This window comes from Belliella filtrata (genome assembly GCF_022549775.1).
In the GTDB taxonomy this organism is placed as follows: domain Bacteria; phylum Bacteroidota; class Bacteroidia; order Cytophagales; family Cyclobacteriaceae; genus Belliella; species Belliella filtrata.
The window spans coordinates 1-16,704 of record NZ_JAKZGP010000082.1 but is presented as its reverse complement, the minus strand read 5'-3'; the positions used below and the strand labels follow the sequence as shown (position 1 = coordinate 16,704).

The following is a 16,704-nucleotide window of genomic DNA, read 5'->3' as shown; positions in this document are numbered from 1 at the left end:
AAAAACACAAAAACTGGTTTAATTAAAAAAAAGAATTCCCTGGAAACAGGGTCATGGGAATCCTATGTCTATTTTCTAAAGCAAATTGATCAAACTACTTCAATTATTTAAAATCGGAATTGCTGAGAATCCTGCGGATTTTAGGTATTTACTACAAAAATCATTACTTTAGGAAACCTTTTAGGTTTCCTTTTTTAATGAATTTGAATAAAATATCATGGTTGCAAAAACTTTTGGAAGTGCTGTATCAGGGATAGATGCCAAGCTGATCACCATAGAAGTCAATGTAGGACAAGGGACAAACTTCTTTATGGTCGGTCTCCCAGATAGTGCTGTTAAGGAAAGTCAACAGCGGGTAGAGTCTGCACTCAAGAATTTTGGCTATAAGATGCCACGACAAAAAGTGGTTGTAAATCTGGCTCCAGCAGGTATTAGAAAAGAAGGATCTTCCTACGACCTTCCTATCGCCATGGGAATACTCAAAGCATCAGAGCAAGTCCTATTCCCCACATTAGACCAGTATGTAATTATGGGCGAGCTAGCTCTTGACGGGAAGCTCCGTCCAGTAAAAGGTGTCTTGCCTATCGCTATAGAAGCTAGAAAAAGTGGATTAAAAGGCTTTATCCTACCCATAGAAAATGCTGCCGAAGCGTCTATTGTCAATAGTCTTAACATCATAGGAGTATCTAATGTAGGTGAAGCGATTAGGTTTTTGGAAGGGGAACTAGACATTGAGCCACTGGTCACTGATACGAGAGATATTTTCTATAACGCTCTTGCCAAATATGAATTTGATTTTGCAGATGTTCAAGGGCAAGAAAATATCAAGCGGGCTATGGAGATCGCTGCCACTGGTGGTCACAATATAATCATGATAGGACCTCCTGGGGCAGGAAAAACCATGCTTGCCAAGCGACTACCTTCCATTTTGCCTCCACTATCTTTACAGGAAGCCTTGGAAACTACTAAGATACATTCAGTAGCAGGTAAGCTTGGGGAAAATGCTTCCTTAATAGCCCAACGACCTTTCAGAAGCCCACATCATGTGATTTCGGATATAGCATTGATAGGCGAAGGTGGAAACCCACAGCCAGGGGAAATCTCACTCTCTCACAATGGCGTCTTGTTTTTGGATGAACTACCAGAATTCAAACGAACTGTTCTTGAAGTGATGAAACAGCCCCTTGAAGAAAGAAAAGTAACGATCTCTAGGGCAAAAGTATCGGTAGATTATCCCGCAAACTTTATGCTTATAGCAAGCATGAATCCTTGCCCATGCGGCTATTACAATCATCCAGAAAAAGCATGTGTTTGTGGGCCAGGCGTAGTGCAGCATTACCTCAACAAAGTGTCAGGGCCTCTGCTAGACAGCATAGACCTTCATGTGGAAGTGACCCCTGTCAAATTTGATGAGATGACTTCTACGGGAAAAGTAGAATCAAGTGATTCGATCAGAGATAGGGTGATCAATGGAAGGAAACTTCAAATACAGCGCTTTGAACAAAACCCTGAAATCTACTGCAATGCCATGATACCTTCTCATTTGGTCAAAGAAGTCTGCCCAATCAATGAAGCTGGAAAAGCATTGCTAAAGAAAGCCATGGAAAGACTGGGACTATCAGCAAGAGCATATGATAGGATTCTCAAAGTAGCAAGAACTGTTGCTGACTTGGCAAATAGTGAAAATATAAAAGTGGAACATTTGGCTGAAGCCATTCAGTACAGAAGCCTAGACAGGGAAGGTTGGGCTGGTTAATGGCTTATACAACTACTTCAAATATCAAGACTAAAAAAGCCTCTAATATTTCTGGAATATTAGAGGCTTTTGCTTTTAATGTTACTCATGTTAAGCTTCAGCAAACTGATTGCAGCCGAAACTTGCACCCGTAATAAATTCTACCGCCTTTGCATCTGCATCAAGTGGCTTGCCATTGTTCAAAACTGGAATGATATAATCTGGATCCATTTTAGAATCAATGTGGCTTAATTTATTACACTCTCCGTAATTTTCCTTTTTAGCAACTACCGGCGCCTCTGGCTGCCAGTGATTACAATTTGAACATGTTTTTTCCATTATTCTATGTGTTATTGGTTCGTAATAAATATACGAAAAACCCTACCAATTGTGCTGGAATACAGTAATTTGAAATTAAACTAAATAAGCTTACCTAAATATAGCAAAGTATATTATATAAAAATCTTAAGTCTGCTGTTCCAACTTTTCAGATCACCTCAGCAAATACATTTTCCCATAGCCCTGCTTGAATCCTTTATCTCCGGCCGTGGCTCGTGGCTCAACAAATTGACCTTCTTTTCTCACCAAAACCCTGTAGATATATACGCCATTGGCCAACTGATCACCAAATTCATCTCTTCCATCCCATGCAAAATCCGTGATATTGTTACCAATTCGGATTTGTCCTAATTCATCCTGAAGGATTTCACGCACTACCCTACCTGTCACTGTCATGATCTGGATCTTGATCTGATCTGGGACTTCAGATCCAGTCACTGTAAATACGAACCGTGTGCTTGTACTAAATGGGTTTGGATAAGGGTAAAAATTGGTAATCGTAGATTCATTGATCACTTCAAAACTTACCTCATAGGGTTTATCAACACCAAGTTCTTCGGTAACCACCCTGAAAGTATACATACCATCCTCCAGAGGCCCTGGCAATAAGCCAATACGAAAGCTGCTATTCTCTGTCGCTGCTGTCCAATTTACTTTTGGGCTGGAGAAATTGACCCTCTCAAACTGACATCCCTCACATTGTTTTCTCAAAAACAATTCAATCCCCAGTGTATCTTTTTTGAGCAAGAGCGTCTTTTCATTTTTCAACAAAGTATTGATCAGCACAGTGGGTGACACAATATCACCATCCATGATGTATGTACCATCAAAACTCACATCTAAGATTGCATTGCTATTGTCTGGGGTAACCTGAATATAGTCTGGCAGATCTACGAGGTTGTTCCTAAAAGTCTGCTCCATGATGATCCTTGGATTGACATTTACCTCCACCCCTGTATTTCCTCCTCTACCTGCTGATTCAAAATCCAAGGCAAAAGCATGACTTTCACCAGATTTCACTGCTGGGATTTTAAACTCTCTTTCTTCAGCATTTCTAGTCGTGGAGTTATAGAGCTTTACTTGTACCAAAAGCGAATCTAGAAAGTCGTATTTAGATACATTGGCAAAATCAAAGTTTAACACAGCATGCTGTCCTTCCTGTAGGTTCAGCTTTGGTTCCCTTCCATTGAATATCAATACTCCTTCTGGCACCCCTGTATAATTGACCTGCCACCTGTTCAATTGGGCTGGTGCTGTAGAGCGCTCATCATTCATGGCATACCTCAATCGGATATAGGGAAACTGCGTAGTACTCACAGACGATAAGTCCAATTGATTTTCTCGTACATTTTGGAATAATATAGATTCCTCACCATTCTCCCTCACTCCTATCAAATCGAACATGGTCTTTTCCTCGTCTATCCAATCTCTGGTCTTCACATCTCTGAAAAACCGCTTCCACTCAGCTGATGGACCTACTCTCGGGGTAATGATACTTCCAGAGGTAAAATAGCCAAACACATCACTCTCGAACTCAATGATCTGCTGATCAGGTGACACTTCTATATCTTTTCTCCCTACGATTTCTACAGCCTCACCTGGCCTCATTCCTTTTCGACCATGCAAAATGTAAGGCTCTCCATTTTTGAGGTTTCTTAACAAAGCCTCATTCGCACCTACTTCCTTGAGTTTTTCAAAAACTATTTCTTGCCATTGCTCATAGTTCACAGATCCTACAGAAAAGATGGTAACATAATCACCTTCAGCCAAACCATCAATATACTCTCTAAGGATGGTTTGATTAGGGTCTGCAAGCCAAGAATTTCGAATACTTTGAATCACTTGAGGTACTCTCCCGCAAGACCTACCATCCAAAATATCAAACCCCGGAATAGGAATCACCAGATAAGGAGATAATGATCTTTGTTCGAATGCTACCAAGCCCAAAGATCCATTTGGACAAAGTCTGCTGTTGGCATTCAATGCATTATCGATGATTTGAGGGACACCCTCAAGATAAAACTGGGTATTTCTGAAAGTAAGGCTATCTGCATCTACACCGAAAGTAAAAACTCCAAAATTGAGTTTGGTATCTTCATATTTCCAAATTCTTCTGGTTCGGTCAACTTCAAGGTTTACCAGTCCATTAGCTTCCATCTGAGGAAGTTCACGCTGGGTCCATCCTTCTGGGCCAGATTGAATATATGAAAAACTAGACTGTACCCATTCATCACTTTCACCAGTACGAGGATTGAGGAACTTAGACCTCCAATAGAATGTCATGGAATCCTTTGCTGCAATATTCCCAAACAGATCCACGTCCCATCTGGTGATACTTGAAGTTGTCACTCGCTGCTCCCGACGTCTGGCCGAACTGAAATCTGCCGCTGTATCCAGTTGAATGATTACTGTTCGTTCATCTACAGCCTTTCCTGGAATCTGAGTGATCAATTCTACCTTATTGCTATTTACTATACCAAAATTGAAAGGCAACAAGTTCATGGTACCACTCATTGGGATGAATTTGGTCACCGAAATGGAGTTATTGGCAAAGGTCATTTCATCCACATCTCGACTCTTATTGAGTTCTATGCTGATCAAGTTATCTCCAAAAGCTGCCAGTCCAGTATTAGGTATCGTAAAATGAATCGTATCTTTCCTACTGATTGGTGCAATTTTTCTTTCAGGATAAGTCATCACATTGCCATCAGGTAGTCTTCTTGAAACTGTGAAACCTATAGAGTCAAAGTCTACCCTTCCCAAGTTCCTAACTACCACAGATAGTTTTAGCGAGTCTGCTAAGGCATTGAATGGTTCGTTTTCAAAGCTATTCAATGTAACTTCATCAGCTTGAAGTGCATAGTCTGGCCTATTTGCTGGAAACATTCTAACTGCTGGATCACCTAGCATCACCAGTTGCTCGGCATGAGAACGATTCACTTCACTGGTTCCAAACCTACTAAAAAACAGCTTTTCAGTTTCCTTTCGGATCTTACCTATGGATTGATGGATCATAGATGAATCAGCAAAAGCAGTAGTGTAGAAAGACTCGCTATACCTCCTGAGATAAATATCAACCCCAATATTGGCATGAGCCATAAAATTGGTCGCACCTTTACTCGGGGTAAGTACCCAGTCCTCCCCAAATGTGTAAGCATTGCCAAAAGCATTACCTGCATCACAACCATTAAGTAACAACATGGGATACTTTCCTTTGTTGTTGAAAGCCATGGTAGGATCCGAGGCAAAGCCTATCTCTATATCTATCACAGTAGGTGCTCCATGTCCAAAAAAAGTAATCAAACTCAAACCCTTATTCACATCTCCAGACACATCGATCAGCTCCACGGTAGAATTAGATCGCTTCCTAAAGGTTGTCACATTCCCACCCAAAAATGGCCCCTCGGCAATGGTTTTGAAACCATTAAGGAAATTGTAAAATCTTTCTAATTCAAAAGCACTCACCCCTCCACTGAGGTGGACTATTTCCTTTTGCCATGGCTCTGAAACTCCAAGTGCATCCTTTTCTTTAATTTTATCTAAATATGCTGCGACTTGCTCTGAATTCCGAGCTGGAATACGCCCAATCGGCACCGCTGATACATAAGGATTTGCTGGATCAAGGCCTATTGAAAAATTACTATCCGCATAGGGATAACCTGCAGGTGGAATCAAATCTTGAAATTGAAAAAGAGTAGGTCTTTTTCTATAAAAATGGCTAACATTATTCTCTCTAGCTGTACTAAAAATCCCATTGGACCTGCCAATTAGCAATAAGTTATCTGGCCTATACACAGGATAGTAGGCTCGCAAGAACTCATAAATTGCCAGAGGACTCTTTTCTCCAAATGTAAACTGATCATAGAGCTCATTGATATTTACCACCAAGGTATCATACCCACCTCCTGCTGGTGAAGCTCTATGGGCAGCATAGGCGGTCACTGGATCCCCATAACTTGCCGATGGCCTCCTAAGCACTGGGTGCGTAACGATGATAAAATCAGCTGCTTGATCAAGGAAATTCCTAAACCTTACAGCTCTCATCACATTGATTTCCCTTATATTTTGAGTATTTTCCATCAAAACTCTCCGCACCTCTCCCTCTAGGCCAACTTTCATACTGATCTTGTCTGCATTTTGTGTAAGAGGGATTCTGATTGGATTGCTAGGATCAGTAAGGTCATGAGCTACATAGCTAGAAATCAATCCAGTCCACTCTAACAGGCCTTCCTGACCTTGGGTAATGATCCATTCTTTATTGACATCTCTATTGACAAGTTGCTTAGGGAAAGTAAGTTTGGCATAAGCAATAGATGTATTGTCAGTATTTGTGGTTCCATTAGAAAGTACTTGGATCACAATACTACCATCGGAATTAAAATCCGAAGATTGTAAAGACGCTTCAATGTGTATTGCCTGATAATTCTGATAGGTATATGTGCCTATGGTCCGCAAAGAAGTTACATTTGCACCTGCCCTGACAAGGGTAGTATGAGGTGTTTCTGATCGACCGGTTAAGCCCATATGGATTGTCGCAGTCATACTTGAAGGTATATTTCCTAAATTTGAAAAGGATATATTTCGTGGAGTGCCTTTCACAACAGGTGCTGACATCCAACCTTGTCCTTCTTCAAATTCTGAAAGCCTAGTACCTGGAAAGTAAGTTGTGGACAAGTTATACTGATCTGAAAATATCTGGGTACTTTCAGTATGATAGCTTTCTAACAAGTTCGCATTGGCATCTCCTGAAGGTGATGTAGCCATTCTTTTACCAGCAACTCCCGGTACAATTGTTAAAAAATATGCAGTCGTATCATTGTGCGTGTTGTACATGGTGTTTCCGACATGAGCTGGATCGCTATAAAGTTTTGCATCTAGGGTTCCATCATTTCTTTTGCCGTAGAAAGTAATGACATCACCCTGATCAAAACGTCCATCTTGCTCTCCTTGTATATGAATCGCTACTTCTTCCCCTCTATGATACATCCTAATGTGACGCGGATCTATACTACCGGGAGATATCCCGGAAGCTGAAAGTGTGGCAAATGAAATTCGATGCAATCCATCTTCAGCGGTTGGTATACGATAGTAAGTTTGTCCATAATTGATCCAGTTAGTTTGCCCCATGACAAGACAAGCTTCAAAAATCAAAAACAAGATCAAAACCAACCTTTTCATCATCAATTTTTCCAACCTTTATTCAACCTAAATTTTTCATCCAGTGAATTGAGACTAACTTTCACACTAAAAATATGTGAATAAGGTGTCTGTGAAACACTACCGATATCAGAAAGTGCATAATCAATCAAGAACCTTTCATTAAGCAACACGCCAAGACCGAAGCTAGGCCTCCAAACCAAAAACTGAGATGCATCAAAATCCATCACCCTCTGAATATTACTTCCACCAGCTCTCACAAAGAATAAGTTTCTATACGATGCTTCTATTCCTAATCTTGGATCAAGACTCACCAGGTTTGTAGCAAAAATGGTATTTCTTCTCCCGTCAAAAGTAAAATCCAAATCCAAAACTCCTTGAAGCCTGATGTCATCACTCATTTCAAAGTCTCTTGTCACGCTAAATATAGCTCGCGGTAAGGTCAATTCAATAGAATTTATAGGAACTTCATTATCTGTTTGTGCATAGACTTCTCTTACCATTTCAGCATTATGTGACCAAGCGTTGAAAGTAGATGTCACATCTCTGAGCATCACTCCAAATCTCCACTCATCCAAAAGCACCAACCCGCCAAGATCCAAACCAAAACCCCATGCATGAGCAAACTTACCAACATTCCTATGGATAATCTTGGTATTGACACCGAGTTTAAAAATATCAGATACATCACGGGCAAAAGACAATAAGAGCGCATAATCAGCAGCATTGAAAAACTGAATATTATTATAATTCAGCGCTCCATTTGCATCGTACAAAAACCGCGTATCAGGAATATCATCTACCCCAAACCTGATCAGTGAAATTGCAATTTGATTATCCTCTTCTATATTGGTGGTGAATCCTGCATAGTCATATTTCGCAATACCTGCGAAGTACTCAGCATGCATCAATGAGAATTCATATTCATGCTTCACTCCTATCAGACCTGCGGGGTTCCAGTAAGCCGCTGTCACATCTTTGACAGCTGAAACTTGAGCTCCTCCCATTGCCAATCCCCTGGCTCCAATACCAATATTCATGAACTCGTTGGAATATTTGGGCACAAATGATTGAGCAGAACTGATTTGAACCAATCCCAATACCATGATGAGAGCTACCAAATATTTTATACAATTCATGTAAATGTCTAAATCATAGCTGCAAAGTAATGATAAAATTCAGAGTATTTTACCCCAACTAAAAAATTCAACCTCAAGATTTTTGAGAGAAAATGTTCGAAAACGATCACTTTATTGTACGATCAAACAACACTCTATTTTGCTAGAGCCTATCTTGACGAATACCATCAAAAAAATCCATTTCACCACTTTTGAAAGTAAAACATGCCTCTATCAGTGAATTTCAAATATTTTTGAAAATTTCTAATAATTTTTCGCACACAGCAATACCCAGAAACTGGTAATGCAAGGTAGCATTTTTAACTTTGGTATAGTTTTTCTTTTCTATTTGGCATAGACAGGTCAAGATTGATAAAAAAACATCAATAGATCTGATAAGAAAAAAGCAAAAAACGAGGAATATATGAATGCATCAAACACCCAAATTCAAATGCGAAAAGGCCTTTTGGAATTTTGCATCTTACACATCATATCAAGGGGTGAAGTATATGCTTCAGACATGATTGATGAACTGACAGAAGCTCAGATGATCGTAGTCGAAGGTACATTGTATCCACTACTCAATCGGCTAAAGAAATCAGGACTTGCCACTTACAAGTGGATAGAATCTGAATCTGGACCGCCCAGAAAGTACTATACCATCACAGAAGAAGGTAAATCCTTTCTTGCCACCCTGGATCAGACATGGGAAAGTTTAGTACACTCAATCCAGTTTATCACTACAAAGCACTAAATCATGAAGAAGACCATAAGTATCAATATCAGCGGCATCCTATTCCATATAGAAGAAGACGGCTACGCTTCCCTCAAAAAATACCTTGAGGCCATCAATAAGCACTTTTCTCACTATGAAGACAATCAAGAGATCATTTCAGATATCGAAAATAGAATAGCTGAAATCTTCTTAAGCAAGCTCAAAAACAACAAGCAAGTAATCACAGCTGATGATGTCACCTTACTTATCGAAAAAATGGGTACAATCTCAGATTTCAAAGCGATAGAAGAGGAGCAAGAAATCCCAGAAACACCCAAAGCCGATGAGGAGCCTAAAGAAGAAAATGATTTCTATAAATACATCACCCCTCCCAATGATCCAGGCTCAACGGGATACAAAAAGCTGATGCGAATGGAAAGAGGAAAGATTTTGGCAGGGGTATGTGCTGGAATTGCACATTATTTCTCTATTGATCCATTATGGACCAGATTGATTGCTATTCTCTTACTCTTTAGTGGAAATTTGAAACTAGGCGGAGCCAATTTTGAAGGCTTCCCTTGGAATTTAAACTTCAGTCTTTCTCTCGGTTTCTTTGCTTTGATAGCATACATCGTGCTTTGGATCATGCTACCAGTATCCTACGAAGATCCAGACCAAAAGCAAGTAAAGAAGCTCTATAGAAACCCAGACGATAGAACCCTTGGAGGTGTGGCAAGTGGACTTGCTGCATATTTCGGAATTGAAGTAATTTGGGCCAGGCTGATCTTTATCGCTTTGATCTTTGCAGGAGGTTCTGGATTGGTCATATATTTGATCTTGTGGATCATCACTCCTATGGCAAAATCCATCACAGAGAGAATTCAGATGAAAGGAGGCGCAATCACTCTGGACAATATTGAATCTACAATATTGGAGAACCTAAACCCTATTGTTTCTAAAGAAGAAAGTACTTTCAAAAAGATAATTCTTGCCCCATTTAGACTAATTGGTGTGATCATCAATGGACTTGGTAAAGCACTTGGCCCTTTGGGCTTGGTATTGCTGTCTATTGTTAGAATACTATTTGGGCTTTTGATATTTGTAATCGGAATATCAGTAGCAGTCACACCAATAGCGGCAATAATGGTATACTTTAACCTAATCCCAGCAAGTGACACGCTAATATTGGACGATGTCAAGATACCAACCCAATGGATCAATGAGTTGATGCCTGAATGGCTAGCTATAGCGACCGCACTTATTGTTCTTATCCCTGGACTTGTACTGATCATCTTAGCGATCAGTGTATGGGTAAAAAGAAGTGTGATTGACGGTAGATTTGGTTTGATTGCTTTAGGTATATGGTTATTGTGTGTCGGAGCTGTAGCTTTTCAAGCACCAAGTGTAGTTAAACAATTTAAATCTGAAGCTTCAGTCACTCAAACTGATGACATCGTGCTAGAAAACGACATCCTAGTAATAGCTACTGAAGAAAATAGTAATAAAATGAGTCCAAAGCAACAAATCAAGCTTCAAATAAACGGTAAAGACTCTGGAAACATTACATTGATTCAAGAACTAAAGTCACGTGGAAAAAATCTTGAGGATGCAAAGCTAAATGCTCAAGAGATTCCATACACTTATCAACTTCAAGACAGCATTTTGATTTTGGACAGGTCTTTAGATTATTCCAAAATCGGAAAATTCCGTGTTCAAGAACTCGATCTCATTCTAGAGATTCCGTATGATCAAGTGTTCGTATTGGATAAAACCACAATTCCTGTGATTAGAAACACACTCACCAAAAATGGATACAAAATCAGGGACGTAAGCACTAGGCATTACTGGGTTTTTAATGAAGACGGACTCTTGTGCTTAAACTGTAGCTCAGAACACAAAAAAAGTACAGCGGATTCCTTGTCGAGAGTAAGGTTTTCACAGTTGACGAGGTAGGGCAAAATAAAGGACTAAAAAATATAGCCCTTTGAAGTTTTAAAGTTTGGCATAAAGCCAAAGAAAAATTGCTTAATCACCCAAAACAAAAGTATAAAAAAAAAATCTTTCAAAAAATACCCTGATCAAGGTATTTTTTGAAAGATTTCACTGTCATATCCTAATTTTTATTGAACTATTCAAAGCATGTTACGGATTTAGCTCATTGACTAGGAATATTCCATCATTCACGGATACCTAAAATATCGAAAACAAAAGCATAATCTCTTGCCACTTCTTTAAGACTTTCAAACCTTCCACTGGCTCCACCATGACCTGCGTCCATGTTTGTGTATAGGAATAAATTATTTTTATCTGTCTTCAATGTACGGAGCTTGGCCACCCATTTTGCAGGCTCCCAGTATTGCACTTGAGAATCATGCAGTCCTGTAGTAGCTAGGATATGTGGATAATCTTTGGCTTCCACATTATCATAAGGCGAATAGGAGAGCATATATTCATATTCCTCTTGAATATTCGGGTTACCCCATTCAAGCCATTCGAATGTAGTCAATGGGATAGATTCATCCATCATGGTCGTCACCACATCGACAAAAGCAACATCTGCAATCACTCCGCTGTACAATTCAGGAGCCATATTAAGTATCGCACCCATCAATAAACCTCCAGCACTTCCACCAGAAGCAAAGAGCTTATCTTTAGCCACATAGCCATTGTCTTGTAGCCATTTGGAGCAATCTATAAAATCATAGAATGTATTTTTTTTATTCATCATCTTACCATCCTCATACCAATCTCCCCCCATCTCTTGTCCACCTCTGATATGTGCAATGGCATATACTAAACCTCTATCAAGCAAGCTTAACCTAGGAATACTGAATGACGCATCCATTGAATACCCATAGGATCCATAGGCATAGATCCAACCTGGCATCGAACCATCCTTTTTAAATTTATCTTTTCTGTAAACAATTGACAATGGTATCTTTTTACCATCCCTAGCTGTTACCATTACCCTTTCAGTTTGATAATTATTTTTATCAAAATCACCAAGTACAGGTTGCTCCTTTTTCAATTCGCTCGTCTTCGTCTTCATGTTATAATCATATACAGAGCTCGGTGTAGTCATGGATGTATATGAATACCTGACCACATCTGTATCAAAGGCTGGATTAAACCCCAACCCAGCAGCATACGCTGGCTCGTCAAACTTGATCTCATGCGAATCCTGATCACTTAAGCTAACAATACGGATTTTTGCTAACCCTTGATAAGTCTCTTGTACAGCCAAAAAGTCTTTGAAATAATCCACTTGTTCCAAAAAAACATCTGTCCTATTTTCAATCACATCAGTCCATTGTTCCGGATTTGATGCTCCAATTTTTGCTTTAACTAATCGATAATTGACAGCATCCTTATTGGTATAAATGTAGAATTCTTCACCACCTACATGATCCACATCGTATTGTACATTATCTTCTAGTGCTGAAATCATTTGAGGTTTCCCCGGATTTTTGGCATCAATATACATTGCATAAGAAGCATCAGTTCTTCCAGAGCCTATGATAATGTACTCCTTTGATTTTGTGATTCCAACACCACAATTTAGCGTTTGATCTTTCTCTTCATAAATCAACTCATCTTGTGAGGAATCTTGTCCGAGAACATGCTTTTTGACTTGATAATTTCTCAAAGTGACAGGATCAGGTACCGCATAATAAAAGGACTTATGGTCTGGTGCCCAAACAGCACTGCTTCGGATGTTCTCTACCCTGTCTGGTAAAATCTCACCTGTACGAAGGTCCTTGATCATCACATTATAAAAATTCCTTCCTTGGGTATCCATGATTATCGCAGCCAAATTATGATCCAAACTTACGGATGTAAAGAAATTAAGAAAAGCCTTTCCTTTCCCTAATTCATTTCCATCCATGATCACTTCTTCGGCGCCCTCTAAGCTTCCTTTTTTTCTTGCATAAATAGGATACTCACCTCCTTCTACATACCTGCTATAGTAGTAATATTCCCCAAGTTGATAAGGAACAGAGGCATCATCTTCTTTTATTTTGCTCTTGATTTCTTTGAAAATTGTCTCTTGCAAGCCCTTAGTGTGTGCAAGCATGGTATCCAAGTAGGCATTTTCTGCTTCAAGGTAGGCAATCACATCTTTATCTTCCCTATCATTAAGCCAATAGTAATCATCGACTCTAACATGTCCATGTTTGGCGGTGATTTCAAATGGCTTAACGGCAGCAACTGGAGGCTGCACATCTGGGTAGGTAAAATCAGCATTTTGCTGAGAACAGGATATACTCATTCCTATACAAATGATTAGTGGGGTTTGAAATGTTTTTATCATAAGATAAAATTTAAGAACTCACAAATATACATGAAGTTCTGCTCAAAAAATGTTTTAAAAAGAGCAAAGAATAATTACGAGTTAAAATACTGTAAATCAAATCAATCAAAAATGACAAAGCGTAACAATGACATAAAAATCACTGATAAACCCTTACATAATCTATCACAAATTCTTGAGGAAGTACCTCATCTGCTATAGGACCAGGCCATGCACCACCTAAAGCCAAATTAATCAAAAGAAAATGCTTTTGGCGAAAAGGATTGTCCTCAATCAAGTCTGCATCATCAATCTCAAAGGAGTGATATAGTTGATCATTTACATAAAAATGAATCGCATTTTCATCCCATTCAATCGCAAAAACATGAAATTTACCAGACAAGCCTTTGACACTTGTTTGGCCACCATCAGTATTGTAGGCATCTCCTTCTCCTGTAGGATAATGAACAGTTCCATGCACTTGCTTCGGATCTTTACCGACATGCTCCATGATGTCAATTTCACCAGAATACGGCCAATCTACTTTATCAAAATTATCTCCTAGCATCCAAATAGCTGGCCATACCCCTTTGCCTTTTGGCAGCTTAGCCCTAACTTCAACTCGACCATATTGCCAAGAGTGAAGCCCTGCAGTCGTTATACTGGCAGAAGTGTAAGAAGATGCTGGCAAAGCACTTCTCCAATCTTTACTTCCTGACTCATAAGCTTTGTTGGGGAATTTCTCTTTTTTAGCTGTTATATAAAGTTTCCCATTACGAACATATGCATTTTCTGGTCTTTCCTTAGTGTAATATTGAGACTCCTGGTTCCTCACATGACCCTCTTCAAAAACCCAATGAGCTGGATTGGGTAATCCTTCTACATCGAATTCATCAGACCACACTAAAACCCTTTCAGTCAAAAGCTTCGAATTCAACTTACAACTCATCGTGAGTAAACATAAACTAAACAAAATATACCTAAAATACTGCACGCATTTTCACTTTAAACATGAAACTTGATCTGACTTTTACAGAAATTAAGCCATAAACAAGATTTTTACTAAAAAACATTGTGACCTAAACCTAAAACTGGTGTCTAAATATTAATTCTTGTGATTTTAACACTTGCTCAAATTAATACCAGCTAATGACCACGTCTAAATAACAGAAAGTTAACTTTTAAATAGATTTTTGAAATGGAACACAAAGTACGATTAATAGGCATGAGCACTTCATCATTCTGCTCGTCTTTGTCTCAGACTCATATTGACGCGCTCCTTTCCAAATTGAACATCACTGTTCATTCGAACAATGCTAATAAAAAGATTTTTTTGAAGCTTGGTTTGCGTAAATGTACGCTAGATGATGCATGCACGTTGTTGCTTAATGAATTTTTTGGTGATAGTATAAGTCAAACTTTGAAATCTTATTACAAATTCAAAATCTTAACTCACCCAGAAGACTTATTCGAAAAGTCTATCCATCAAAAAGAGGTTTTATGCATTTATAATCTCCTGTCAAATATTTTTGACAAACCAGAAACTGCATTCCCAATCATCAATATAGATATTCTAATCAACCAAAAAGAAATACTATCCCCGTCCAAAGTCCTAAAAATTCTTAGTTCAGGCTGTCTGCCACATTCAAGGTTAAATCAATGGGTAAACAATTCTTATGAAGAAAATTTTGCCCAACAAATGATTCTGAATTTTGAGTCTCATGGATTTGGCAGCTATAAGGTAGGGCTAAACAACTTTTGGATCAGAACAGGAGACTTCCAAGCTGATGAATGGTATTATACTGACTCAAACGAAACTCTAAAAATATGAACAATCGTATAGCATACTTTTCCTTGTTTGCAATTATCTCCTTATTTGGATGTGAAAATAAAGCTTCAGACAATTTATCAGGTATTCAGCAACCAAACTATAAAGAGTACAAAACGAACAAAGCAAAAATATTCACCATAGACCTCGAAACTTCATCTGCCAGAGAAAATTTAAAAAAGGCAACTCAAGAAATTGAGAAAGAAATCTTTGAACTAAAGGTTTTAGCAGGGAAACTTACTGCTCCGTCTCAAGTAGTACTGTCTATAAAAATTGACAGTATTCAGTCAAAAAAATCAAAGCTTTACAAGGGAATAAAGGATATTCAGGGCTCAAATGAGGAGATCAGAGCTGAATTTATTTCAGAATTAGAGACAATCAGTAAAGAAATATCTTCGGAAATCAAGCGCGTTAAAGAAATGTATATCAATAATTAATTCCACCTACCATGATTAATCAGACACTTATTCAAATCAAGCAAAAAATCTCAGAGATTGATTTCAAGTTGAAAAAAGATGTGAAAAACAAAGATAAGTATAAAGTTGAATTAGCTAAAATAAAGACAAAAATTACCGAGCTTTATAAAATCCTCGATAGATAAGTCTATAAAATCTTCAAGACACTCATTCTTTGTAGAAACTCTATTTAGGATGGGTCTCACAATTTTTATTATTGACTTTACGAAGAAGCGGATTTTAATTTCTTCTTAGCTGGATGAACTATAACCATTTGCGAAATATACAAGAGCTAGGTCTTGAAGAAAAATGAGCTTTTAGCTAAATTTCAGTTAGTAAAATAGGTGCTCTCAACATTACATTTTTTCTCAGAGCCACTCTTCTAAAAACACACTTAACTATCTTCTTTGCTACCACTCATTTATTAGCAAATGTAAAACCTTCAAAATTGGTATCTATACCAAGCAAAAGTTGGGTTGCTACTTATATGAAAAATGTCTTTCGGATAATTCTTTCAATCAAATTCAGCTAATTAGCAGCTGCCATTAAAAGGCAAGATTTTTTTATGGTAAATACACCTTAAGGTTCATTAGGCTTTAGGCCAAATATTTCTCCAAGTAGGAGGTTAGATTTTTCTAAAGACTTTTCAAAACTTTCTTGAAATGTTGGATTATGAACATTGACTAAAAAATATAGAGAATTGAGCTCCTCTCTATGTTGCTTTATCCTCTGCAGCTCAAGTTTCAAATTCAAATCCTTTTCTATCTGACTTGTTAACAATTGTTCTACTCGACCTATCTCACGATCGATGAAGTTCAGCTTAGCTTTAGCTGAATTCCTGAAATTCCTCACCTCATCATAAAACTTCATACGCTTCAATAATTTATAAGGCATAAAAAAAGGCACAGCCAAAACAATCTGTGCCTTTACAAAAAATATTTAACCCTACTTTGTCAAGTTAAGAAAAGAGGTAAAGAATTGGCAAAGGACGGCATCCTTGCTTATCTTTACCTCAGCTAAATATTACTATTGTAAAACTAACAAAAAAGGCCGCTATATTAAATAG

General features: G+C 38.4%; 11 protein-coding genes. 5 read left to right on the top strand and 6 right to left on the bottom strand.

Annotated features, from left to right (window positions below; all coding sequences use genetic code 11):
• Positions 1 to 217: 217 nt before the first annotated feature.
• A complete protein-coding gene (locus tag MM239_RS19170; RefSeq protein ID WP_241349943.1) occupies positions 218 to 1,756 on the top strand; it encodes a YifB family Mg chelatase-like AAA ATPase in 1,539 nt (512 codons plus the stop codon).
• A gap of 90 nt (positions 1,757 to 1,846) precedes the next feature.
• Here the strand turns inward: MM239_RS19170 and MM239_RS19165 are convergent, their stop codons facing one another.
• From MM239_RS19165 to MM239_RS19155, 3 genes are all read right to left on the bottom strand, one after another.
• Entirely contained in the window at positions 1,847 to 2,074 is a 228-nt protein-coding gene (locus MM239_RS19165) for a hypothetical protein (protein ID WP_241349942.1), read from the bottom strand.
• 153 nt (positions 2,075 to 2,227) lie between these two features.
• On the bottom strand, positions 2,228 to 7,252 hold the full coding sequence (porU2, locus tag MM239_RS19160) for a putative type IX secretion system sortase PorU2 (protein WP_241349945.1): 5,025 nt from the start codon (positions 7,250 to 7,252) through the stop codon (positions 2,228 to 2,230).
• A gap of 2 nt (positions 7,253 to 7,254) precedes the next feature.
• Positions 7,255 to 8,337, bottom strand: a complete 1,083-nt coding sequence (locus MM239_RS19155) for a putative type IX sorting system protein PorV2 (RefSeq protein ID WP_241349944.1) — start codon at positions 8,335 to 8,337, stop codon at positions 7,255 to 7,257.
• A gap of 436 nt (positions 8,338 to 8,773) precedes the next feature.
• On the opposite strand from MM239_RS19155, the gene MM239_RS19150 reads away from it, so the two are divergent.
• A complete protein-coding gene (locus MM239_RS19150) occupies positions 8,774 to 9,103 on the top strand; it encodes a PadR family transcriptional regulator (protein WP_241349941.1) in 330 nt (109 codons plus the stop codon).
• Positions 9,104 to 9,106: 3 nt separating this feature from the next.
• A complete protein-coding gene (locus MM239_RS19145; RefSeq protein WP_241349940.1) occupies positions 9,107 to 11,017 on the top strand; it encodes a PspC domain-containing protein in 1,911 nt (636 codons plus the stop codon).
• 223 nt (positions 11,018 to 11,240) lie between these two features.
• Here the strand turns inward: MM239_RS19145 and MM239_RS19140 are convergent, their stop codons facing one another.
• Complete coding sequence (locus MM239_RS19140) at positions 11,241 to 13,376, bottom strand: S9 family peptidase (protein WP_241349939.1); 2,136 nt, start codon at positions 13,374 to 13,376, stop codon at positions 11,241 to 11,243.
• A 139-nt stretch (positions 13,377 to 13,515) separates the two neighbouring features.
• On the bottom strand, positions 13,516 to 14,304 hold the full coding sequence (locus MM239_RS19135; RefSeq protein ID WP_241349938.1) for a glycoside hydrolase family 16 protein: 789 nt from the start codon (positions 14,302 to 14,304) through the stop codon (positions 13,516 to 13,518).
• Between the two features lie 249 nt (positions 14,305 to 14,553).
• On the opposite strand from MM239_RS19135, the gene MM239_RS19130 reads away from it, so the two are divergent.
• Both MM239_RS19130 and MM239_RS19125 read left to right on the top strand, forming a co-directional pair.
• Entirely contained in the window at positions 14,554 to 15,186 is a 633-nt protein-coding gene (locus MM239_RS19130; RefSeq protein ID WP_241349937.1) for a hypothetical protein, read from the top strand.
• Positions 15,183 to 15,620, top strand: a complete 438-nt coding sequence (locus MM239_RS19125; RefSeq protein WP_241349936.1) for a hypothetical protein — start codon at positions 15,183 to 15,185, stop codon at positions 15,618 to 15,620. The genes MM239_RS19130 and MM239_RS19125 overlap by 4 nt, the downstream gene beginning before the upstream one ends.
• 597 nt (positions 15,621 to 16,217) lie before the next feature.
• Here MM239_RS19125 and MM239_RS19120 read toward each other — a convergent pair.
• Entirely contained in the window at positions 16,218 to 16,508 is a 291-nt protein-coding gene (locus tag MM239_RS19120) for a hypothetical protein (RefSeq protein ID WP_241349935.1), read from the bottom strand.
• Between the last annotated feature and the right edge of the window lie 196 nt (positions 16,509 to 16,704).

Coding starts and splice junctions, on each gene's coding strand:
- MM239_RS19125 (WP_241349936.1), top strand. CDS start 15,183: ATGAACAATCGTATAGCATACTTTTCCTTGTTTGCAATTATCTCCTTA.
- MM239_RS19135 (WP_241349938.1), bottom strand. CDS start 14,304: ATGAGTTGTAAGTTGAATTCGAAGCTTTTGACTGAAAGGGTTTTAGTG.
- MM239_RS19165 (WP_241349942.1), bottom strand. CDS start 2,074: ATGGAAAAAACATGTTCAAATTGTAATCACTGGCAGCCAGAGGCGCCG.
- MM239_RS19170 (WP_241349943.1), top strand. CDS start 218: ATGGTTGCAAAAACTTTTGGAAGTGCTGTATCAGGGATAGATGCCAAG.
- MM239_RS19140 (WP_241349939.1), bottom strand. CDS start 13,376: ATGATAAAAACATTTCAAACCCCACTAATCATTTGTATAGGAATGAGT.
- porU2 (WP_241349945.1), bottom strand. CDS start 7,252: ATGAAAAGGTTGGTTTTGATCTTGTTTTTGATTTTTGAAGCTTGTCTT.
- MM239_RS19150 (WP_241349941.1), top strand. CDS start 8,774: ATGAATGCATCAAACACCCAAATTCAAATGCGAAAAGGCCTTTTGGAA.
- MM239_RS19155 (WP_241349944.1), bottom strand. CDS start 8,337: ATGGTATTGGGATTGGTTCAAATCAGTTCTGCTCAATCATTTGTGCCC.
- MM239_RS19145 (WP_241349940.1), top strand. CDS start 9,107: ATGAAGAAGACCATAAGTATCAATATCAGCGGCATCCTATTCCATATA.
- MM239_RS19120 (WP_241349935.1), bottom strand. CDS start 16,508: ATGAAGTTTTATGATGAGGTGAGGAATTTCAGGAATTCAGCTAAAGCT.
- MM239_RS19130 (WP_241349937.1), top strand. CDS start 14,554: ATGGAACACAAAGTACGATTAATAGGCATGAGCACTTCATCATTCTGC.